Annotated in this window: 19 protein-coding genes; 3 read left to right on the forward strand and 16 right to left on the reverse strand. The window is 73.1% G+C overall.

Translation table 11 applies throughout. The features are described 5' to 3' along the window. Positions 1-140: 140 nt before the first annotated feature. From BMW99_RS10215 to BMW99_RS10265, 12 genes are all read right to left on the reverse strand, one after another. Positions 141-1604, reverse strand: a complete 1464-nt coding sequence (locus BMW99_RS10215) for a glutamate synthase subunit beta (RefSeq protein WP_069463585.1) — start codon at positions 1602-1604, stop codon at positions 141-143. Further along, a complete protein-coding gene (gene gltB / locus BMW99_RS10220) occupies positions 1597-6141 on the reverse strand; it encodes a glutamate synthase large subunit (RefSeq protein WP_069463586.1) in 4545 nt (1514 codons plus the stop codon). Before gltB ends, BMW99_RS10215 begins: the two co-directional genes overlap by 8 nt. A gap of 419 nt (positions 6142-6560) precedes the next feature. Then, a complete protein-coding gene (locus BMW99_RS10225; protein ID WP_069463587.1) occupies positions 6561-7313 on the reverse strand; it encodes a VIT1/CCC1 transporter family protein in 753 nt (250 codons plus the stop codon). Between the two features lie 131 nt (positions 7314-7444). After that, on the reverse strand, positions 7445-8539 hold the full coding sequence (gene lgt / locus BMW99_RS10230) for a prolipoprotein diacylglyceryl transferase (protein ID WP_069463588.1): 1095 nt from the start codon (positions 8537-8539) through the stop codon (positions 7445-7447). Positions 8540-8614: 75 nt separating this feature from the next. Further along, a complete protein-coding gene (locus tag BMW99_RS10235; protein WP_069463589.1) occupies positions 8615-9439 on the reverse strand; it encodes a DsbA family protein in 825 nt (274 codons plus the stop codon). A gap of 177 nt (positions 9440-9616) precedes the next feature. Continuing rightward, positions 9617-10432, reverse strand: coding sequence for a tryptophan synthase subunit alpha (gene trpA, locus BMW99_RS10240; protein ID WP_069463590.1), 816 nt, complete (start codon positions 10430-10432; stop codon positions 9617-9619). Further along, on the reverse strand, positions 10429-11694 hold the full coding sequence (gene trpB / locus BMW99_RS10245; protein WP_069463591.1) for a tryptophan synthase subunit beta: 1266 nt from the start codon (positions 11692-11694) through the stop codon (positions 10429-10431). Before trpB ends, trpA begins: the two co-directional genes overlap by 4 nt. Before the next feature lie 115 nt (positions 11695-11809). Continuing rightward, the gene (gene trpM / locus BMW99_RS43055; protein WP_372461487.1) at positions 11810-11953 is read right to left on the reverse strand and encodes a tryptophan biosynthesis modulator TrpM; all 144 of its coding nucleotides are present in this window, start codon (positions 11951-11953) and stop codon (positions 11810-11812) included. A gap of 293 nt (positions 11954-12246) precedes the next feature. Next, the gene (trpC, locus tag BMW99_RS10250; protein ID WP_069463592.1) at positions 12247-13056 is read right to left on the reverse strand and encodes an indole-3-glycerol phosphate synthase TrpC; all 810 of its coding nucleotides are present in this window, start codon (positions 13054-13056) and stop codon (positions 12247-12249) included. Positions 13057-13227: 171 nt separating this feature from the next. Continuing rightward, positions 13228-13734: a DUF2752 domain-containing protein gene (locus BMW99_RS10255; protein WP_407640282.1), complete on the reverse strand. Its 507-nt coding sequence runs from the start codon at positions 13732-13734 to the stop codon at positions 13228-13230. A 151-nt stretch (positions 13735-13885) separates the two neighbouring features. Next, a complete protein-coding gene (locus tag BMW99_RS10260) occupies positions 13886-14143 on the reverse strand; it encodes an HGxxPAAW family protein (RefSeq protein WP_075016661.1) in 258 nt (85 codons plus the stop codon). A gap of 124 nt (positions 14144-14267) precedes the next feature. Beyond that, positions 14268-14981, reverse strand: a complete 714-nt coding sequence (locus BMW99_RS10265; RefSeq protein WP_069467595.1) for a TIGR02234 family membrane protein — start codon at positions 14979-14981, stop codon at positions 14268-14270. Positions 14982-15307: 326 nt separating this feature from the next. Between BMW99_RS10265 and BMW99_RS10270 the strand changes: the two genes are divergently transcribed. Then, entirely contained in the window at positions 15308-16540 is a 1233-nt protein-coding gene (locus tag BMW99_RS10270; RefSeq protein ID WP_069467594.1) for a S53 family peptidase, read from the forward strand. A gap of 88 nt (positions 16541-16628) precedes the next feature. Here the strand turns inward: BMW99_RS10270 and BMW99_RS10275 are convergent, their stop codons facing one another. Continuing rightward, entirely contained in the window at positions 16629-18152 is a 1524-nt protein-coding gene (locus BMW99_RS10275) for an anthranilate synthase component I (protein ID WP_069465862.1), read from the reverse strand. A 20-nt stretch (positions 18153-18172) separates the two neighbouring features. Continuing rightward, positions 18173-18556, reverse strand: coding sequence for a phosphoribosyl-AMP cyclohydrolase (hisI, locus tag BMW99_RS10280; RefSeq protein WP_177226068.1), 384 nt, complete (start codon positions 18554-18556; stop codon positions 18173-18175). Positions 18557-18682: 126 nt separating this feature from the next. Here hisI and BMW99_RS41245 point away from each other — a divergent pair, with 126 nt between their 5' ends. Then, the gene (locus BMW99_RS41245; RefSeq protein ID WP_075016663.1) at positions 18683-19657 is read left to right on the forward strand and encodes a hypothetical protein; all 975 of its coding nucleotides are present in this window, start codon (positions 18683-18685) and stop codon (positions 19655-19657) included. A 73-nt stretch (positions 19658-19730) separates the two neighbouring features. Beyond that, positions 19731-20366, forward strand: a complete 636-nt coding sequence (locus BMW99_RS10290) for a TIGR03085 family metal-binding protein (protein ID WP_075016664.1) — start codon at positions 19731-19733, stop codon at positions 20364-20366. 24 nt (positions 20367-20390) lie between these two features. Here BMW99_RS10290 and BMW99_RS10295 read toward each other — a convergent pair whose 3' ends face one another. After that, a complete protein-coding gene (locus BMW99_RS10295) occupies positions 20391-21695 on the reverse strand; it encodes an MFS transporter (protein WP_069464902.1) in 1305 nt (434 codons plus the stop codon). Positions 21696-21806: 111 nt separating this feature from the next. Further along, positions 21807-22409, reverse strand: a complete 603-nt coding sequence (locus tag BMW99_RS10300; RefSeq protein ID WP_069464901.1) for a helix-turn-helix domain-containing protein — start codon at positions 22407-22409, stop codon at positions 21807-21809. Positions 22410-22434 lie beyond the last annotated feature (25 nt).

Raw genomic sequence — 22434 nt, forward strand, 5'->3', positions numbered from 1 at the left:
CGCTCGCCGGCAACGCGCCCTTCCGGGCAGGGCGAGCTCCGGGCACGGGGAAAAGATGGGCGCCCGCCGGGGTCGGGGTGGCGGGCGCCGCATCGCGTTCCGCACGCCGTTGTGCGGGACGACAGGGGAGGCGGGACGCCTCAGACGGTCAGGGGCCGGTCGGTGGGCCGGATCGGCGCGGGCAGCGCGGACTGCACCCCGGTGAGGTACGCGTCGACCGCCCGCGCGGCCGAGCGCCCTTCGGCGATCGCCCACACGATGAGCGACTGCCCGCGTCCGGCGTCGCCGGCCACGAACACGCCGTCCACGTTCGTCGCGTAGTCCGCGTCGCGCGCGATGTTGCCGCGCGCGTCCAGGGCCAGACCGAGCTGCTCGATCATGCCGTTGGCCTGGTCAGTGCCGGTGAAGCCCATCGCGAGCGTCACCAGGTCCGCGGGGATGATCCGCTCGGTGCCCTCCTGCGGGACGAACGTGCCGTCCTCGAAGACCACCTCCACCAGGTGCAGTTCGCGGACGTTGCCGTTCTCGTCACCGGTGAACCGCACGGTGTTGACGGCGTAGACCCGCTCGCCGCCCTCCTCGTGCGCCGAGGTGACCTTGTAGACCATCGGCATCGTCGGCCACGGCTGGTGCACGGGCCGGTCGTCGGACGGCCGCGGCATGATCTCCAGCTGGGTGACGGACAGCGCGCCCTGGCGGTGTGCGGTGCCGACGCAGTCCGCGCCGGTGTCGCCGCCGCCGATGACCACGACGTGCTTGCCCTCCGCGGTGATCGGGGGCTGCACGAAGTCGCCCTCCTGCACCTTGTTGGACAGCGGCAGGTACTCCATCGCCTGGTGGATGCCGGCCAGTTCGCGGCCCTCGACGGGCAGGTCCCGCCACTGCGTGGCGCCGGCCGCGACGACCACCGCGTCGTAGCGCTTCGCGAGCTTGCCGGCGTCCAGGTCGGTGCCGATCTGCACGCCGGTGCGGAACTTGGTGCCCTCCGCGCGCATCTGCTCGATGCGGCGGTTGATGTGCCGCTTCTCCATCTTGAACTCGGGGATGCCGTAGCGCAGCAGCCCGCCGATGCGGTCGGCCCGCTCGTACACGGCCACGGTGTGGCCGGCCCGGGTGAGCTGCTGGGCGGCGGCCAGCCCGGCGGGGCCGGAGCCGATCACCGCGACGGTCTTGCCGGACAGCCGCTCCGGCGGCTGCGGGGTGACGTCGCCGCTGTCCCACGCCTTGTCGATGATGGTGACTTCGACGTTCTTGATGGTGACGGCCGGCTGGTTGATGCCGAGCACGCACGCCGACTCGCAGGGCGCCGGGCACAGCCGCCCGGTGAACTCCGGGAAGTTGTTGGTGGCGTGCAACCGCTCGGACGCGGCCTTCCAGTCCTCGCGGTAGGCGTAGTCGTTCCACTCGGGGATCAGGTTCCCCAGCGGGCAGCCGTTGTGGCAGAACGGGATGCCGCAGTCCATGCAGCGGCCGGCCTGCTTGCTGATGATCGGCAGCAGGCCGCCGGGGACGTAGACCTCGTTCCAGTCCTGCCTGCGCTCCTCGACCGGACGGGACGGCGCGCCCTCGCGGCCGGTGGTGAGGAAGCCCTTGGGGTCAGCCATGTGCCGCCTCCATCATCTTCGCGGTGGTCTCGGACTCGGAGAGCCCGGCCTGCTCGGCGGCGTTCTTGGCGGCGAGCACTGCCTTGTAGTCCCTCGGCATGACCTTGCCGAAGCGGGTGAGGGCCCCGCCCCAGTCGGCGAGCAGCCGCTCGGCGACGGTGGAGGCGGTCTCCTCGAAGTGGCGGCGCACGACGTCGTGCAGCCACGTGATGTCGTCGGCGTCGAGCGGCTCGACCCCGACCAGGCCGGTGTTGACGTTGTCCGCGACGAGGTCGAGGACGTACGCGATGCCACCGGACATGCCGGCCGCGAAGTTCCGCCCGGTGCTGCCCAGGACGACGGCCCGGCCGCCGGTCATGTACTCGCAGCCGTGGTCGCCGACGCCCTCGGCGACCACGGTGGCACCGGAGTTGCGGACGCAGAAGCGTTCGCCGGTGCGGCCGCGCAGGAACAGTTCGCCGCCGGTGGCGCCGTAGGCGATGGTGTTGCCGGCGATGGTGGAGTACTCGGCGAGGTGGTCGGCGCCGTGGTCCGGCCGGACCACGACGCGGCCGCCGGACAGGCCCTTGCCGACGTAGTCGTTGGCGTCGCCCTCCAGCCGCAGCGTGATGCCGCGGGGCAGGAACGCGCCGAACGACTGGCCGGCGGAGCCGGTGAGCGTGATGTCGATGGTGTCGTCGGGCAGGCCGGCGCCACCGTACTTCTTGGTCACCTCGTGGCCGAGCATGGTGCCGACGGTGCGGTTGACGTTGCGTACCGGCACCTGCGCGCGGACCGGGGCGCCGGACTCCAGCGCCTCGGCGGCGAGCCGGATCAGCTCGTTGTCCAGGGCGCGGTCCAGGCCGTGGTCCTGCTCGGTGGTGCGGTGCATGGCCGCGCCCTCGGGCAGCTCCGGCACGTACAGCAGCGGGGCCAGGTCCAGGCCCTGCGCCTTCCAGTGGTCGACGGCGCGGGTCGCGTCGATCAGCTCGGCGTGGCCGACGGCCTCCTCCAGGGAGCGGAAGCCCAGCTCGGCGAGGAGCTCGCGGACCTCCTCGGCGATGAACTCGAAGAAGTTCACCACGAACTCCGGCTTGCCGGTGAAGCGTTCGCGCAGGACGGGGTTCTGGGTGGCGACGCCGACCGGACAGGTGTCGAGGTGGCACACGCGCATCATGACGCAGCCGGACACCACCAGCGGGGCGGTGGCGAAGCCGAACTCCTCGGCGCCGAGCAGCGCGGCGATCACCACGTCGCGGCCGGTCTTGAGCTGGCCGTCGGTCTGCACGACGATGCGGTCGCGCAGCCCGTTGAGCAGCAGCGTCTGCTGCGTCTCGGCCAGGCCCAGTTCCCAGGGGCCGCCGGCGTGCTTGAGCGAGGTGAGCGGCGAGGCGCCGGTGCCGCCGTCGTGGCCGGAGATCAGCACCACGTCGGCGTGCGCCTTGGAGACGCCGGCGGCGACGGTGCCGACGCCGACCTCGGAGACCAGCTTGACGTGGACGCGGGCCCGCGGGTTCGCGTTCTTCAGGTCGTGGATGAGCTGGGCGAGGTCCTCGATGGAGTAGATGTCGTGGTGCGGCGGCGGGGAGATCAGGCCGACGCCGGGCGTGGAGTGCCGGGTACCGGCGACCCACGGGTACACCTTGTGGCCGGGGAGCTGGCCGCCCTCGCCGGGCTTGGCGCCCTGCGCCATCTTGATCTGGATGTCGTCGGCGTTGACCAGGTACTCCGAGGTCACGCCGAAGCGGCCGGAGGCGACCTGCTTGATCGCCGAGCGCCGCGCCGGGTCGTACAGCCGGTCCGGGTCCTCGCCGCCCTCGCCGGTGTTGGACTTGCCGCCGAGCTGGTTCATCGCGATGGCCAGCGTCTCGTGCGCCTCGCGGGAGATCGAGCCGTACGACATCGCGCCGGTGGAGAACCGCCGGACGATCTCGCTGACCGGCTCGACCTCGTCGATCGGCACCGACGGCCGGTCGGAGGCGAGGCCGAACAGGCCGCGCAGCGTCATCAGCCGCGCCGACTGCTCGTTCACCCGGTCCGTGTACTGCTTGAAGATGTCGTAGCGCCGGGTGCGGGTGGCGTGCTGCAGCCGGAACACGGTGTCGGGGTCGAAGAGGTGCGGCTCGCCCTCGCGGCGCCACTGGTACTCGCCGCCGATCTCCAGCCGGCGGTGCGCGGCGGGGATGCCGGAGGCCGGGTAGGCCTTGGCGTGGCGGGCGGCGACCTCGGCCGCGACGACGTCGATGCCGACCCCGCCGATCTTGCTGTCGGTGAGGTGGAAGTAGGTGTCGACGAAGTCGGTGTCCAGGCCGACGGCCTCGAAGACCTGCGCGCCGCGGTAGGACGCCACGGTCGAGATGCCCATCTTGGACATGACCTTCAGGACGCCCTTGCCGAGCGCCTTGATCAGGTTGGCGATGGCCGCTTCCGGCTCGACGCCCTCCAGGAACGTGCCGGCCCGCACGAGGTCCTCGACGGACTCCATGGCCAGGTAGGGGTTGACCGCGGCGGCGCCGTAGCCGATGAGCAGCGCGACGTGGTGCACCTCGCGCACGTCCCCCGCCTCCACGAGCACACCGACCTGGGTGCGCTGCTTGGTGCGGATCAGGTGGTGGTGCACCGCGGAGGTGAGCAGCAGCGACGGGATCGGGGCGTGCTCGGCGTCGGAGTGCCGGTCGGACAGCACGATCAGGCGCGCGCCGTCCTCTATCGCGGCGTCGGCCTCGGCACAGATCTCGGCGAGGCGGGCGGCCAGTGCGCGGCCGCCCCCGGTGACCCGGTACAGGCCGGACAGCGTCGCGGCCTTCATGCCGGGCATGTCGCCGTCGGCGTTGACGTGGATGAGCTTGGCCAGCTCGTCGTTGTCGATCACGGGGAACGACAGGGTGATGTTGCGGCAGGACGCGGGGCTGGGCTCCAGCAGGTTGCAGGACGGCCCGATGGTGGAGATCAGCGAGGTGACGAGCTCCTCGCGGATGGCGTCCAGCGGCGGGTTGGTGACCTGCGCGAACAGCTGCGTGAAGTAGTCGAACAGCAGCCGCGGCCGGTCGGACAGCGCGGCGATCGGCGAGTCGGTGCCCATCGAGCCGATCGGCTCGGCACCGGTCCTGGCCATCGGCGCGAGGATGACGCGCAGCTCCTCCTCGGTGTACCCGAAGGTCTGCTGGCGGCGGGTGACCGACGCGTGGGTGTGCACGATGTGCTCGCGCTCGGGCAGGTCGGCCAGGTCGATGAGGCCGCCGTCGAGCCATTCGCTGTACGGGTGCTGCGCGGCCATCTCGGCCTTGATCTCGTCGTCCTCGACGATCCGGTGGCTGACGGTGTCGACCAGGAACATCCGGCCGGGCTGCAGGCGGCCCTTGCGGACGACCTTGCCCGGGTCGATGTCGAGCACGCCGGACTCGGAGGCGAGCACGACCAGGCCGTCGTCGGTGACCCAGTAGCGTCCGGGGCGCAGGCCGTTGCGGTCGAGCACCGCGCCGACGACCGAGCCGTCGGTGAAGGTCACGCAGGCCGGGCCGTCCCAGGGCTCCATCAGCGTGGAGTGGTACTGGTAGAACGCGCGGCGGGCCGGGTCCATGGACGCGTGGTTCTCCCACGCCTCGGGGATCATCATCAGCACGCTGTGCGGCAGCGAGCGGCCGCCGAGGTGCAGCAGCTCCAGCACCTCGTCGAAGGACGCGGTGTCGGAGGCGCCGGGCGTGCAGACCGGGAAGATCCGCTCGAGGTCGCCGGAGAACAGCTCGCTGGCCAGCTGCGACTCGCGGGCCCGCATCCAGTTGCGGTTGCCCTTGACCGTGTTGATCTCGCCGTTGTGGGCGACGAACCGGTACGGGTGGGCGAGCGGCCAGCTCGGGAAGGTGTTGGTGGAGAAGCGCGAGTGGACCAGCGCGATGGCGGTGGCGAACCGCTCGTCGGACAGGTCGGGGAAGAACGGTTCGAGCTGGCCGGTGGTCAGCATGCCCTTGTACACGATCGTGCGCGCGGACAGCGACGGGAAGTACACGTCGGCCTCGCGCTCGGCGCGCTTGCGCAGCACGAACGCGGGGCGGTCCAGGGCGATGCCGGAGCGGGTGCCCTCGCCGTCGGCGACGAACAGCTGGGAGATGTACGGCATCGTCGAGCGGGACGTGGCGCCCAGCAGGTCGGGCCCGAGGGGGACCTCGCGCCAGCCGAGGACGGTCAGGCCCTCTTCCGCGGCGATCCGCTCGATGGCGTCGACGGCCTTGGTGCGGTCCTCGTGCTCGACGGGCAGGAAGGCCAGGCCGACCGCGTACTGCCCGGCGTCGGGCAGCGCGAAGCCGGTGACGGCCCGCAGGAAGGTGTCCGGGATCTGGACAAGGATGCCCGCGCCGTCGCCCGAGTCGGGCTCGGCGCCGGTGGCGCCGCGGTGTTCCAGGTTGCGCAGGACGGTGAGCGCCTGCTCCACGAGCCCGTGGCTCGCCTCGCCGCTGAGGGTGGCGACAAAGCCGACGCCACAGGCGTCGTGCTCATTGCGGGGGTCGTACATCCCCTGCGGGGCGGGGTGCCCGTCCATGAACGCGGAACGCGAACGCATGGCTCTCCCGTCGTCGTCTTGGCTGATATGCATCGCCCGTCATAGGCATGCGCAACAGGGACGACGTTGGCCCTCTGCGATTTCGTGCAGGTTACATGATGGCCGAGTGTTCGAGAAGCGGATATGTGATTCCAGCATGTGGACACACCGGGGGCGTGGGGCGATGATTTCAGGCCAGCCTGGAGCGGCTGTCCGGGTCGAGGGTGCGGAGGTCGCGCTGCCTGGCGGCTCTGCCGGCGTGCGCGTTCCCCAGTAATGCCCGGTCGCCACGTCGCTGAAACAACCCGACCGGCCTCAGCCCTCACTCCCGGCACGAGGTGCGCAGTACTTCGCCCTCATCCGGCGGGGGCGGCTCTCAAGGCGGGCGACCCCCGGCTTTCGGGGCACGCACTGGACCCCCGGGCAGGCGGCAGGCGGTGTCAGCCGACCGCAGTGCCGATGACGGCGCCGATGCCGAAGGTGATCGCCGCCGCGGCACCGCCCAGCACGAGCTGGCGGACACCGCTGAACCACCAGGAGCGCGCGGTGACCCGCGCGACCGCCGCGCCGCAGGCGAACAGGCCGGCCATGGCGAGCAGCACCGCCGGCCACAGCGCGGTCGCACCCAGAAGGTAGGGAAGCACCGGCAGCAGCGCGCCCAGGGCGAAGGACGCGAACGAGGACACCGCGGCGACCAGCGGCGACGGCAGGTCCGTGGGGTCGACGCCCAGCTCCTCCCGCGCGTGGATCTCCAGCGCCTGCTCGGGATCGGCGGACATCTGCCGGGCCACCTCGTGCGCCAGCTCGGGGTCCACCCCGCGCGCCACGTACAGCGACGCCAGTTCGCGCAGCTCGTCCTCGGGGTTCCGGTCCAGCTCGATGCGCTCGACCGCGAGCTCCGCCTCGACCAGCTCGCGCTGGGAGGCCACCGACGTGTACTCGCCCGCCGCCATGGAGAACGCACCCGCCGCCAGGCCCGCCAGGCCCGTGACGACCATCGTGCGGGAGCTGACGTCGCCGCCGGCCATGCCCGTCAGCAGCGCCAGGTTCGACACCAGGCCGTCCATCGCGCCGAACACCGCGGGCCGCAGCCAGCCGCCGCTGACGTCGCGGTGCGAGTGGTGCGAGACGTGCTCGGGGGCCGGGGCCTCAGCGGTGGTGGTGGTGCCACTCCCCGCGACTGCCGTGCTCATGCCTGCCCCTCCCCCGGGCACACCGCGCCCGCGTCACTTCGGAAACCTCAGTCACCGTACGCGGGACACGCAACCGCCGCCAGCAAGGAAAGGCTGCCCTGACCTGCGGTTACGTGGAAGAAACAAACGGACTAGCGGGGCTTGGCAGCGGTCGTGGACTGCTGGTCGGCCGCTTCCGCGGCCTCGCCGTCGCCCGCCTCGGCCGCGGCCACGGCGGGTTCCGCGTCCTTGGCCGGGGCATCCGACGTGGCGGACGTCTCAGCGGAGGCGACGCTTCCGGAGGCCACGGCACCCACGGCCTCGGGGGACCCAGCGGAGTCAGCACCCTCGACGGGCTCCGTCGTCCCGGCTGTGTCCATGCCGTCCATGCCGTCCATGCCGTCTGCGCCGTCCGCGGCGACGGCCGCGGCCGCCTTCGGCTCCACGATCTCCTCGCGGCCCGGGCGCAGGCGCAGGCTCAGCACGATGTAGGCGACGGCCGCCAGGAAGACGAGGATCGCTGTCCAGTCGTTGAGACGCAGTCCCAGGATGTGGTGCGCGTAGTCGGACCGCATGTGCTCGATCCAGAAGCGTCCGGTGCAGTACGCGGCGACGTAGAGCGCGAAGGCCCGGCCGTGGCCCAGGCGGAAGCGGCGGTCGGCCCAGATGACGAGCAGGGCGACACCGACGCACCACAGCGACTCGTACAGGAACGTGGGCTGGTAGATGCCGGGCACCCGGTCACCGCCGGAGCTGGTGATCTTCAGGCCCCACGGCAGCTTCGTCGGGTTGCCGTACAGCTCCTGGTTGAACCAGTTGCCCCAGCGGCCGATGGCCTGCGCGAAGGCGATGCCGGGGGCGATGGCGTCGGCGTAGGCGGGCAGGGCGATGCCCCTCCGGCGGCAGCCGATCCAGGCGCCCAGCGCGCCCATGGCGATCGCGCCCCAGATGCCGAGCCCGCCCTCCCAGATCTTGAAGGCGTTCACCCAGTCCTTGCCGTGGGTGAAGTACAGCTCGTAGTCGGTGATGACGTGGTAGAGCCGGCCACCGACCAGGCCGAACGGCACCGCCCACACGGCGATGTCCGCGACCGTTCCTGCCGTGCCGCCGCGGGCGATCCACCGCTTGTTTCCGAGCCAGACGGCCACGAAGACACCGATGATGATGCAGAACGCGTAGCCGCGCAGCGGAACGGGTCCGAGGTGGACGACTCCGTGCGACGGGCTGGGAATGTATGCGAGGTCCATGGCATCACCGACGCTACCGTGCCGGGCGGGTGATACGGCAACCCGCCCGGCTACGGCTGGATAACGTCACACGCCTCAGGGCGACGGCGTCGCGGTGACCTTGCCGGCCGGCTTGCCCTTGTTGGCCGCCTGCACCATCTGCGTCAGCGAGGCGGGGGTCAGGTTGTTGTTGCCGCCGTAGATGCTCTTGCCGTTGAGCAGCACGGTCGGGGTGGAGTTGAAGCCGGAGTGGTTGAAGGCGTCGTTGGACTTCTTCACCCAGGAGTTGTGCGTGCCGTCCGTCACACAGGCGGTGAACGCCGGCGTCTTCAGCCCGGGGACCTTGTCGGCGAGCGTCAGCAGCGTGTTCTTGTCGGCGAACTTGTCGTTCTGCTCGTCGGGCTGGTTGCTGTACAGGACGTCGTGGTACGCGCGGAACTTGCCCTGGTCCTGCGCGCAGGCGGCGGCGTTCGCGGCGTTCAGCGAGCCGGTGCCGCCGAGGTTGCCGTCGATCAGGGTGACGAGGTGGTACTCGGTGCGGATCTGGCCGCTGTCCTCGAGCTGGTGGATGGTCGGCGTGAACGACTTCTCGAAGGCGTCGCAGGCCGGGCAGCGGAAGTCCTCGTAGATGGTCAGCGTGGAGGGCGCGTCGGCGGCGCCGACCGGGATGACCAGGTTGTCCGTCCCGGTCGCGCCCTTGGGCGGGGTGACCGGTCCGGAGGAGGACGAGCTGCTGGTGCTGCTGTTACTGCTGTTGCCGGCGACGGCAAGCCCGATCCCGGTGCCGATGGCCAGGACGGCGACCACGGCGCCCGCGACCACCAGGGTCCGCTTCCGCTTGTCCCGCGCCTGATCCTTCGCCCGCTGTTCCCTGAGCGCCTCGCGTGCGCTCCGCTTCCCGTCACGATTCCGTTGGCTCACATCCCTGAACAACGGCCCGGACGGCCCCGCGGAGCCGCGGCGGGCGCAGATTCGCCGGAACGGATGACGGACAGCTGTGCGGTCGCCCGCACGGGCCGGCACCGGACGCGTCCGTGCCCGGACCGGCGGGGCCGGTCCGGGCACGGACGGAGTGGTGCGTTGCCGCAGGCGGGGGCCTCAGCGCTTGCGGACGCCCGCGGCCAGGTCGGCGGCCAGCTCGCGGACGGCGGCGAGGCCGGCCTCCAGGTCGCCCTCGTGGTCCAGCAGGCGCTTGACGAACGCCGAGCCGACGATCACGCCGTCGGCGAAGGCCGCCACCTCCGCGGCCTGCTCGGCGTTGGAGACGCCGAGCCCGACGCAGACCGGCAGGTCGGTGGTGGCCCGGGTGCGCCGCACCAGGTCGGCCGCCTGCGCGCCGACGCTGACCCGGGTACCGGTGACGCCCATCAGGGACGCGGCGTAGACGAAGCCGCTGCCGGCCGCGGTGATCTTGGCCAGCCGCTCGTCCCGGCTGGACGGCGCGACGACGAACACGGTGGCCAGGCCGTGCGCCTCGGCGGCCTTCCGCCAGGCCGTGGACTCCTCGACCGGCAGGTCGGGCAGGATGCAGCCGGCGCCGCCGGCCTCGGCCAGCTCCGCGGCGAAGCGCTCCGCGCCGTAGCGGTCGACCGGGTTCCAGTAGGTCATCACCAGGACCGGCTTGCCGGTCGCCGCGTGCGCCTCGTGGACCGTGCGCAGCACGTCGGCGATCCGCACACCGTTGCGCAGCGCGATGTCGTCCGCGGTCTGGATGACCGGGCCGTCCAGCACCGGGTCGCTGTGCGGCAGGCCGACCTCGACGACGTCGGCGCCGCCGTCGAAGGCGGCCCTGATCGCGGCGATGCCGCCGTCCACGGTCGGGAAGCCGGCCGGGTGGTACGCGATCAGCGCGGCCCGGTTCTCCGCCCGGGCGCCCGCCAGGGCCGCTTCCAGGAGTGCGATGTTCCCGCTCACTGCCCGTCCCCCGCTCCCGCGCCCTTGGCGGCGTCGTCGTACAGCCCGAAGTAGCGGGCCGCGGTGTCCATGTCCTTGTCGCCGCGCCCGGAGAGGTTGACCAGGACCAGGCCCTCCGGGCCGAGCTCGCGGCCGACCTCCAGGGCGCCGGCCAGGGCGTGGGCGCTCTCGATGGCGGGGATGATGCCCTCGGTGCGGGACAGCAGGCGCAGCGCCTGCATGGCCGCGTCGTCGGTCACCGCGCGGTACTCGGCGCGGCCGGTGTCCTTGAGGTAGGCGTGCTCCGGGCCGACGCCGGGGTAGTCCAGGCCGGCCGAGATCGAGTACGGCTCGGTGATCTGGCCCTCGTCGTCCTGCAGGACGTACGAGCGGGAGCCGTGCAGGATGCCGGGCTCGCCGGCCGTCAGGGTGGCGGCGTGCTCGCCGGTGTCCACGCCGTGCCCGGCCGGCTCGCAGCCGACCAGCCGCACGTCGGCGTCGGGCAGGAACGCGTGGAACAGGCCCATCGCGTTCGAGCCGCCGCCGACGCAGGCGACGGCCGCGTCCGGGAGCCGCCCGGTGCGCTCCAGCAGCTGGCGGCGGGCCTCGACGCCGATCACCCGGTGGAAGTCGCGCACCAGCGCGGGGAAGGGGTGCGGTCCCGCGACGGTGCCGAAGAGGTAGTGGGTGCGGTCGACGTTGGCGACCCAGTCGCGGAACGCCTCGTTGATGGCGTCCTTCAGGGTGCGGCTGCCGGACGTCACCGAGACGACCTCGGCGCCGAGCATCCGCATCCGGGCCACGTTCAGGGCCTGGCGGCGGGTGTCGACCTCGCCCATGTAGATCGTGCACTCCAGGCCGAACAGGGCGCAGGCGGTCGCGGTGGCGACGCCGTGCTGGCCGGCGCCGGTCTCGGCGATGACGCGGGTCTTGCCCATCCGCCGGGTCAGCAGGGCCTGGCCGAGCACGTTGTTGATCTTGTGCGAGCCGGTGTGGTTGAGGTCCTCGCGCTTGAGGAAGACGCGGGCGCCGCCCGCGGACTCGGCGAACCGCGGCACCTCGGTGAGGGCGCTCGGCCGGCCGGTGTAGTTGGCCATGAGGTCGTTGAGCTCGGCGGCGAAGGACGGGTCGCCCTTGGCCTTCTCGTACTCGGCGGCGACCTCGTCCACGGCGGCGACCAGCGCCTCCGGGATGAACTTGCCGCCGAACGCGCCGAAGTAGCCCTCCGGGCTGGGGACGGCGCCGTCGGGGTCGGGCAGGAAGAACTCGTGTTTCTCTGACATGGGGTGCCCCTGGCAGGTGAAGGTACGTGCGACGGACGAAGGTCCACCTGCCGGTGCGCGCGTCATCACGGCGCGTGGCGCGCCGGTCGGCTCCTGGGCAGGTGGTGGGTGCGGCTCAGCCGCGGCGCCATCGCCTGCCGTTCACCTGGCCGGGCTCGCACCCGATCACGTAGCGCACCCGCCGCCCCAGCACACGCCGCGCCGGCGCGCGGCAGCCGCGGGGGCGGCAACCGGGAGCGAGGCGCGAGGCAACGGGCATGCACCGATTCTATCCACCCGCCGGCGGTGCCCCCGCCCCAAGGGTCCGCACCTTGCGGCGCACGGCGCTCCCCCGCCTCCGGCCGGGGGGGGCCTCCAACCCGCCCAGCCACCACGGCGCCGCACTCCGCGAGCCGCCCCGAAGGGGCGGTTGCTGTCGCTCCCGACCCACCGGCCGGCGGCCCGCACTGAAGGCACCCCAGACGGAGTCCGGGCGAACCCGCCGCCCGCGCAGGGCGAACCGCTGCCCGCGCGGGGTGGAGGGCGAGGAGGGAGTGGGGGCCGAGCCGGAGGCTAGTTGCGGCCGAAGCGGAGTGCCGGGTGCGCGCCCGCCGCGACGAGGTCGGCGACCGCCGTCCTGGGGTCGCGGCCGGTGACGAGCGACTCGCCGACGAGCACGGCGTTCGCCCCGTCGTTCGCGTAGGCGATGAGGTCGTGCGGCCCGCGCACCCCGGACTCGGCGATCTTGACGATGTGGTCCGGGATCTCCGGGGCGACCCGGGCGAAGGTCCCGCGGTCCACCTCGAGCGTCTTGAGGTTGCGCGCGTTGACGCCGATCACGCGCGCGCCCGCGTCGACCGCCCGCTGGACCTCCTCCTCGTCGTGGACCTCGACGAGCGGCGTCAGCCCGATGGACTCCGCGCGCTCGATGAGCGACTCCAGCGCCGGCTGGTCCAGGGCCGCGACGATCAGCAGCGCGATGTCCGCGCCGTACGCGCGGGCCTCCCACAACTGGTAGGCGGTGACGATGAAGTCCTTGCGCAGCACCGGAATGTCGACCCTGCCGCGGACGGCCTCCAGGTCCGCCAGCGACCCGCCGAAGCGGCGCTGCTCGGTGAGGACGCTGATCGCGGCGGCGCCGCCCGCCTCGTAGTCGGCGGCCAGCCCGGCCGGGTCGGCGATCGCGGCCAGCGCGCCCTTGGACGGGCTGGAGCGCTTGACCTCGCAGATGACCTTGACGCTGTCCCCGCTCAGCGCCGCGACCCCGTCCTGGGCGTCGCGGGCGTGCGCGGCCCGCTCCTTGAGTTCGTCGAGGGACACCCGGGCCTGTCGCTCGGCGAGGTCAGCCCGGACTCCGTCGATGATCTCGTCGAGCACACTCACGCGAGAACTCCCCTTCCGGCCGGGACGAGCAGCGAAATGATCAAGCCAGTGGCGGCGGCCGCCGGCACTCCCGATGGTATCGGGCATGGGGCGGAGTGCCCGAATCCACCGCTCGGCAGTCCCACCACCTGGACAAACGCCGGCGCGGGCGGCGCACCGGGGCCCCGCCCGTCACGGCACGAGGGCCCTGCCGAAGGGCAGGTTCCGGACAACTCCGAAGGCGATGAGGAGCGTCCAGAACGCCCAGCGGTGCGCCCGGGTGAGGGAGGGCGCGAAGGTCCGGCCGCGCAGCGCCGCCGCGCACCACGCGGTCCAGACGACGGCGAAGAACGCGAAACCGGCGACTGCCAGCGCGTTGTCCCCGAGGGCCGTGCCGAGCCGGCCGTGCGCGAGGGCGTGGGCGCAGCGCAGCCCGCCGCACCCCGGGCAGTACAGGCCGGTGTAGGTGAGCAGCGGGCAGGCCGGGTAGTGGCCGGGAACGTTCGGGTCGACGGCGGCGACGTACGCGAACGCCGCGGCCGCGCCGCCGAGCACGGCGGCCGGGACCGCGGCGCGCCGCAGCGCGTGCGCGGCGGACCAAGGTGCGCCGGACGAAGGTGCGGCGGGAGTCGGCGCGGCGGGCAGGCCGGGCGCCGGCCGGGGCCCGGGAGGGGTGCGGGGCGCGCGCACGGGGTGCAGGCTCACGCCTCGAGTCTGCGGTGGGCGCCCTCAGGACGCAGCGGGGCGCAGCCGCGGACGGGGCTGTCCGGCGGGCTGCGCCCGGGGTGAGCGACCGCGGGGGCGGCGGGAAAGGCCGCCCCAGGGGCTGTCGGTGATCAGACGGCCCTGTTCACGCGTTCGCGTGAACCGGCGGCTTCTCCTCGGTCTTGGCCGGGGTGAGGACCAGGGGCTCTTCCTTCTTGCCGAGACCCATCACGCGCATGATGCCGCCGACGGCCGCGCCGAGCAGGATGACGCCCATGCCCACCCAGAAACCGACGGGCTGAGCGGCGACCGTGAAGACGCCGGCCACGCAGAAGCCCACGAAGGCGATGATCACGCCGGTCCAGGCGGCGGGGGTGTGTCCGTGGTCGTGCTCTGCCGCCATGAGTGCTCCCTCAGAGGTTCGCGGTCGGGTCCGTCCCGGTCGTGGACGCCCACGGCGTCCCCTACGTCACCATTGTTGCGCGTCCACCCGGCGAACCGTGCACGGGGGCCCCGTGCGCGGGGCGTCAGCCGGGTGACTGCGTCGGGTCCTCGCCGCGGTCGAGCGCCTTCCACAGGTCCTCGGCCCGGTCCGGGTCGACGGGGGCCGGCGCCCGCGTGGCGGCCGCGGGGCCGCCCTTGCGGTCGTAGCGGCTGGACATGGCCGGCCACCGCTGCCCGTGACGCAGCGCCAGCAGGCCCGCGAGGAGCAGCAGGACGCCGCCGGCGGCGACGACCAGCGGCCACGCGGTGATGGTGGCGTGGGTGGCGACGGCGTGCCGCAGTCCGGTGGCGCGGGCGGCCTCGGAGTCGAGGGCGTGGTGGTCGGCGCGGCTGGCGAGCGTGGTGACGACGACGCCGAGGCCGCTCAGGGCGAGCAGCGCGGTCACCACGTAGCGGCCGGCGCGGCGGACCGCGAACACCGCGACGAGGGAGGCCAGTCCGACGAGGGCGAGGGCGCCGGGCAGTGCGGTGGTGGAGGTGCCCGAGGCGTGGACGGACAGTCCGGTGCCGGAGAACTGGGCCAGCCCCTTGCTCCAGGTCTTGCCGGAGCCGAGCAGCACGAGTGCGGAGCCGATCGCGCCCAGTGGCAGTGCCACGGCCAGCGCGCGCATCGCGGAGCGCCGTGCGGCGTCCGGCGCCGCGCCGGCGCCGGGCGCGCCCGCGGTGGCCGACGGGTCGGCGGCGGCCTCGGTCGGTGCGGGTTCCTGTTCCGCGCGCGGCGGTGGTACTGCGGTCACCCCACCACTATCGCCTGCCGCCCGTGAAGCCCCGCGCCCGGGGTGCGCCGGGGCGGTCGGCGAGCGCGCGTGACGGCCGTACACAGGATCTGCACACAGGTTCCATGGCTGCCGCATCTATCCGCGTCCACCAGCGGGCACGTCTCCGGGAAAGCGCTTCGGCCGGACCTACCCGCAGGTAAAGCGGAGGTATAGCTTCCCCCCTCCCTCTTGTTGACGTGTGCTCGTCAGCTCTACCGTCCCACTCGTCCCTGTGCTCACTCTGCGCATCAGGGTCATCACGCCACCCGCACGCACCATGCCCTACCCCACAGAGAGGCATCAGCTTGCGATCGATCCCCACCCCGGCGGCGGTCCGCCGCGCCGGCATCGCGCTCACCGCGGCGGCCGGCCTGGCCGCCACCGGTTTCGCCCTGTCCCCCGCCGCGGGCGCCGCAACGGCCGTACACGGCCTGACGACCGCCCGCTCCTGCGCCGTCAGCACCCACCCCGGCGTCATGGCCTGCAAGGCGCTGAAGGTCACCAGCGGCGCCAACTCCCTGGCACCGTCCGCCCGTTCGGCCAACCCGGCGGCGACCCCGTCCGGATACGGCCCGTCCGACCTGCACAGCGCCTACGCCCTGCCGTCCAGCGGCGGTTCGGGGGCGACGGTGGCGATCGTCGACGCGTACGACGACCCGAACGCCGAAGCGGACCTCGCGACGTACCGCTCGACGTACGGGCTCGCGGCCTGCACCACGGCCAACGGCTGCTTCAAGAAGGTGGGGCAGAGCGGCACCTCGTCGCTGCCCAGCGCCGACGCCGGCTGGGCCGAGGAGATATCCCTCGACCTGGACATGGTCAGCGCGACCTGCCCGAGCTGCCACATCCTGCTGGTCGAGGCCAGTTCGGCGACCATGGCCAACCTGGGCAAGTCGGTGAACACCGCGGTGTCGCTGGGCGCGAAGTACGTGTCGAACAGCTACGGGGGCGGCGAGTCCTCCTCCGACACCTCGTACGACACCTCGTACTTCAACCACCCCGGGGTGGCCATCACCGTCAGCGCCGGTGACAGCGGCTACGGCGCCGAGTACCCGGCGGCGTCCAAGTACGTCACCGCGGTCGGCGGGACCTCGCTGAAGAAGTCCTCCACCACCCGCGGCTGGACCGACACCGTGTGGTCCGGCACCGGCTCCGGCTGCTCGGCGTACGACGCCAAGCCCACCTGGCAGAAGGACACCGGCTGCAGCCGGCGCACCGTCGCCGACGTGTCCGCGGTCGCCGACCCGGCCACCGGTGTCGCGGTCTACGACACCTATGGCGGCGACACCGGCTGGGAGGTGTTCGGCGGCACCAGCGCCTCGTCGCCGATCATCGCCTCGGTGTACGCCCTGGCCGGCACGCCGTCCAGCGGCTCGACCCCGGCGTCCTTCCCGTACGCGCACACCGGCTCGCTGAACGACGTGGTCAGCGGCTCCAACGGCTCGTGCTCCGGGTCGTACCTGTGCACCGCCAAGTCCGGCTACGACGGCCCGACCGGCCTCGGCACCCCGAACGGCACCACGGCCTTCGCGGGCTGACCGTTCCTCTCCACGAGCAGGGGCGCCCCTTCACGGGGCGCCCCTGTGCGTGGTGGGCCGGGCCCGTCAGGCCGCACGGGCCCGGACGTCAGGCGGTGCCCAGGCGGTTGGCCGCGGCGACCGCGCGGAGCACCGCGGCGGCCTTGTTGCGGCACTCGGCGTCCTCGGCCTCGGGGTCGGAGTCGGCCACGATGCCGGCCCCGGCCTGCACGTAGGCGGTGCCCCCGCGCAGCAGCGCGGTGCGGATGGCGATGGCGGTGTCGGAGTCGCCGGCGAAGTCCAGGTAGCCGACGCAGCCGCCGTACAGGCCCCGTCGGGTCGGCTCCAGCTCCTCGATGATCTGCATCGCCCGCGGTTTGGGCGCGCCCGACAGGGTGCCGGCCGGGAAGCACGCGGTGAGCACGTCGAAGGCCGTGCGGCCGTCGGCGACCCGGCCGGTGACCGTCGACACGATGTGCATCACGTGCGAGTAGCGCTCGATCGACATGAAGTCGACGACCTCGACGCTGCCCGGCTCGCACACCCGCCCCAGGTCGTTGCGGCCGAGGTCGACCAGCATCAGGTGCTCGGCCCGCTCCTTGGGGTCGGCGAGCAGTTCCTCCGCCAGCGCGGTGTCGGCCTGCGGGGTGGCGCCGCGCGGCCGGGTGCCGGCGATCGGGTGCACCATCGCCTGCCCGTCCTCGACCTTGACCAGCGCCTCGGGGCTGGAGCCCACCACGTCGAAGCCCTGGTCGCCGCCCTCGGGATCGGGGAGGCGCAACAGGTACATGTACGGGCTGGGGTTGGTGGCGCGCAGCATCCGGTAGACGTCGAGGGCGCTCGCCCCGCACGGCATGTGGAAGCGCTGGGAGGGCACCACCTGGAACGCCTCACCGGCCCGGATGCGCTCCTTGATGTCCTCGACGGCGGCCTTGAACTCCTCGCCGCCCCAGGACCAGTCGACGTCGAACTGGACGTCGTGCGGCAGCGCCGCGGGCACGGTCGGCACGGGCCTGGCGAGGTCGGCCTCCATGACGTCGAGCCGGGCGACCGCGTCGGCGTACGCCTCGTCGACGCCGCTGTCCTGGTCGTTGTGGTTGATCGCGTTGGCGATCAGCAGCACGCTGCCGTCCCAGTGGTCGAGCACGGCCAGGTCGGAGGTGAGCAGCAACGTCAGCTCGGGGAGGCGCAGTTCGTCGTCGGTGCGGTCGCCGATGCGCTCCAGGCGGCGGACGATGTCGTAGCCGAGGTAGCCGACCATGCCGCCGGTGAACGGCGGCCGTCCCCCCGGCGTGTGAGGGGTCAGGTCGCGCGGGGTGTGCAGGACCTCCAGGGTCGCCCGCAGTGCCTCCAGCGGGTCGCCGTCGACGGGCACGCCGACGGGCGGGGTGCCGAGCCAGTGCGCCTGCCCGTCGCGGACGGTCAGCGTGGCGGCCGAGCGCACCCCGACGAAGGAGTAGCGGGACCAGGAGCGTCCGCCGCTGTCGGCGGACTCCAGCAGGAAGGTGCCCATCCGCTCGCCGGCGAGCTTGCGGTACAGGCCGACGGGGGTGTCGCCGTCCGCGAGGAGCCGACGGCTGACCGGGATGACCCGGCGGTCGACCGCGAGCTTGCGGAACGTCTCAAGGTCCATGGCGTCCATGGCCGCTGACCCTACTGGCCGGCGGGCGCGGACGCGGCGGTGCCCGAGGAGGGCAGCAGCACGTCCGCGTCGAAGCAGGTGCGGTCGCCGGTGTGGCAGGCGGCCCCTTCCTGGTCGACCTTGACCAGCACCGTGTCGCCGTCGCAGTCCAGCGCGACGGACTTGACGTGCTGCACGTGCCCGGAGGTGTCGCCCTTCACCCAGTACTCGCTGCGGCTGCGGCTCCAGTAGGTGCAGCGGCCGGTGGTCAGCGTGCGGTGCAGCGCCTCGGCGTCCATCCAGCCCAGCATGAGTACCTCGCCGGTGTCGTACTGCTGGGCGATGGCCGGCACCAGGCCGTCGGCGTTGCGCTTGAGACGGGCGGCGATGGCGGGGTCGAGCGAGGTGGCGGGCATGGCCCCCATTGTGCCGCCGATCTCCCCCAATGAGAAAAGCCGCAAGAACTGGCAAAGCAGGCGGCGGTGTTGTCCGCTCTCCGGTACTGGCTCGCCCTTGTCACCCTCATGGGGCATTCTGCGTGCATGGGTTTTCCACCGCCTCCGCCGAACGGACCGACGCCGCCCCCTGAGCAGGGTGGCGGGTTCGGCCCGCCGCAGGGGTTCGGCCCCCCGCCCCCGCCCCCGCCGGGCGGTGGCTACGGCTACCCGCAGCAGGGTGGCGGCGAGCAGTACGGCCATCCGCAGCAGGGCGGCAACGAGCAGTACGGCTACCCCCAGCAGGGCGGCGGGCAGTACGGCTACCCGCAGCAGGGCGGCAACGACCCCTACGGCTATCCCCCGCAGGGCGGCGGCTACGGCCCGCCCGGACCCCCCGGACCGCCGGCCCCGCCCGGTGGTTTCGGCTACCCGCCGCCCGGCCCAGGCGGTTACCTGCCGCCGCCCCCGCCGCCGAACAACAGCAAGCGCAACGCGTGGATCGCCATCGGCTCCATCGTGGCGGTCGGCGCGGTCGTCGGCGGCATCCTGGTGGCCTCGAACAGCGGCGGCGACAAGAAGGACGACGCCAAGCCGACGGCCTCGCTGACCACCGTGCCGACGGTGACGCTGCCGACGCCCACCGTCACGGCGCCCTCCGACGACCCGACGCTGGACCTGCCGACGGACGAGCCGAGCGACACCGGGCTGCCCACGCCGACCGAGAAGCTCGTGCCCTACGTGGTGCTCTCGCCCGGCAAGTGCTTCGACGCGCCGACGCTCAGCCCCTCGGTGTCCAAGGTGACGACGCGCTCGTGCAGTTCCGCGCACGACGCGCAGGTCGTCGCCAACGAGACGCTGTCCGGCACGTTCGCCAGCGACCTGGAGATCCAGAACAAGGCGCTGACGCTGTGCGAGGCGGACGCCCGCAAGCACCTGCCCGCGGACGGGCGCACGTACTACCCGTACGCGCTGTTCCCCAAGCTGGTCACCTACCAGCTGCAGAACCGCAAGACGGTCACGTGCTCGCTGACCCGCAACAACGGGCACAACGGGGTGAAGCTGTACAGCAAGCTGGGCTAACCGCGGGCCCGGTTCGGCGCGGGCCGCGGTGCGACTCCGGCGCAATCCGGCCGCCAGGGCCTAGCCTGACGGTATGTCGACCCATGCGCAGCGTGAACGCCTGCTCCTCGCCGACCTGCTGGAGCAGGCGGGTCCCGACGCCCCGACCCTGTGCCCGGGATGGCGGACCCGTGACCTGGCCGCGCACGTCGTGGTGCGCGAGCGCCGCGGCGACGCGGCGGCCGGATTGGTCATCCCGCAGCTCGCGGCCCGCCTGGACCGGGTGCGCGAGGAGTACGCGGAGCGGCCCTACGAGGAGCTGATCCAGCTCATCAGGACCGGCCCGCCGCGGATGTCGCCGTTCAGCCTCAAGCAGCTGGACGAGGCGTCCAACACCGTCGAGTTCTACGTGCACGCCGAGGACGTGCGGCGGGCCGCGGACGACTGGACGCCGCGGCCCATCGACCCCGTCTTCGGGGACGCCCTCTGGAGCCGTCTGGAGCGCATGGGCCGCATGCTGGGCCGCCGCTCCCCCGTCGGCCTGGTGCTGCGGCGCCCCGACGGCCAGACGGTGGTGGCCCATCGCGGTTCTCCCGTCGTCACGGTCACCGGGGAGCCCGCCGAGCTGACGCTGTACGCGTTCGGCCGGCAGTCCGTGGCCAAGGTCGAGGTGGCCGGCGAGGAGAGCGCGGTGACCGCGGCCCAGAACTCGCGGCTCGGCCTGACGTGATCGGCGCCCGGCTCAGCGGCCGGTTCAGCGGCCGGGCGGGCGGTCCAGTTCGGCGCGGCGCACCGTGGGCGAGGCCAGGCTCGGCACGCCGCCCAGGCACGCGACGCCGGCGCTCACCAGGAACACCGGGGTCGGACCCCACGCGGCGACGGCCGCGCCGAACACCGGGTAGGCCAGGGGCGCGAGGCCGAAACCGGTGAGGCTCATCACGGCGGAGACCCGGCCGAGGTAGGCCGGGTGCACGGCGGACTGGATGAGCGCGATGGTCAGCCCGCCGCAGACCCCGCCGACCAGGCCGGCGAACAGGGTCACGGCGGCCGCCACGGTGGGCGATCCGGCGAGCGCGGCCAGGCCCAGCGCGGAGGAGCTGACGAAGAGCGTGCCGATCGAGACGGCGCCGGCCCGCGGCAGCCAGCCGCGCACCGTGAGCAGCAGCGCGCCGCCCGCGGAGCCGACGCCGAACGCGGCGATGATCCAGCCGTAGCCGGTCGAGCCCCAGCCGCGCTCCTGGCACAGCAGCACCATGCCGACGTTCAGGGGCCCGGCCAGGCCGAGTTCGCACAGCGCGCCGGACACCACCAGCGGCCCGGCCAGCCGGTTGCTCCGCAGGTGGCGCAGCCCGTCCCGCAGTTCCTGCCAGGCCGTGGCGGACCGGGGCCCGGCTCCCGCGCCGCCGTCCCGCGCGCCGTCCACCGCGCCGTCCGCGGCGTCCGGGCGGGGCAGCGCGCCGATGCGGGTGGTGACCAGCAGCGGCACCGACGCGGCGAAGAGCACGCCGGCGGTGGCGAACGCCGCGGAGGGTCCGCCCAGGCCCATCGCCAGCCCGCCGGCCGGTGGTCCGGCGATGTTCCCGAACCGCATGGCCAGGGCCCGCAGGCCCTGCAGGCGCATCATCTGGTCGGGTCCGGCGAGCCGCGGCGGCAGGGCGCCCACCGCGGGCAGGAACAGCGCGTCGACGACGCCGAAGGCGAGGGCCACGGCGATCAGCAGCCACAGCCCGGGCGAGGACAGGGCGAGGGTGGCGGCCGCGGCGAGGATGAGCACGCAGCGCACGGCGTCGCTGCCGATCACCACCCGGCGCGGACCGAAGCGGTCGGCGATCACGCCGCCGCCGAGCATCAGCGCGGCGCGCGGCACCGAGCCGGCCGCCATCACCATGCCGACCTCGGCGGGCGGCAGGGACTTGGCGGCGGCGAAGCCGAGCGCGAGGAAGTAGACGCCGTCGCCGAGCGTCGAGGCGGTGTAAGCGGCCAGCCAGCGCAGCACGTTGGCGTCGCGGTGGGCGGGCCGGGCCGCACGGGTCGCGGTCGCGGTGGTCGTGGTGGTCAACGCGTAACCCTCCAGCAAGGGAGCGGACGTACGGACGGCCCCACGGGCACGCGGGCGAACGCCTGCGCACGGACGGGTGCGCGGGCGAACGGGCGGGCGGCGCCGGGGAGTTCAGGAGCGGGTCGGGAACCCGTACATCTGCACCGCGACGTGCTCGCGCCCCTCGGTGTCGCCGGCCGCCTCCGCGGCCCGCCCGACGTCGGTCCACCGCTGCATGAACGCGCCCAGCTCGTCGGCCATCTGCTGGAGTTCGGCGGCGGTGAGCAGCGGCACGAACTCCGAGGAGAAGGCCGCCTCGGTCCACTCCCGGGACCAGGCCACCTGCTCGTCGAGGTAGCGGGCGTAGCGCTCGGTGCGGGTGCCGAGGAGTTGCCGGTTGATCTGGCCGATGACCGCGACACCCTCTGGCCGGTCGGCGAAGTCCGCGTCGTGGAAGGTGAATCCGCGGTGCGAGGACAGCCTCCACCAGCGTTCGCGCCCATCGTCGTCGTGGCCCTCGGCCTCGACGATGAAGCCGTGTGCGGCCATCTTCCGCAGGTGGTAACTGACCAGCGAGACGGCCTCGTCGACCTGGTCGGCCAGGTGCGAGGCGGTGGCCTCGCGGGCGGTGTGGAGCGCGTAGTAGAGGCGGATCCGCAGCGGGTGGGTGAAGACCTTCAGCGCGTCGACGTCGGTGATGCGCTGCGGCCCGGAGGCGGCCTGCTTGTCGTCCATGCCATCAGACTAGATACGCAAGAAA

The sequence above is a fragment of the Actinacidiphila rubida genome (assembly GCF_900110255.1).
Classification (GTDB): Bacteria; Actinomycetota; Actinomycetes; order Streptomycetales; family Streptomycetaceae; genus Actinacidiphila; species Actinacidiphila rubida.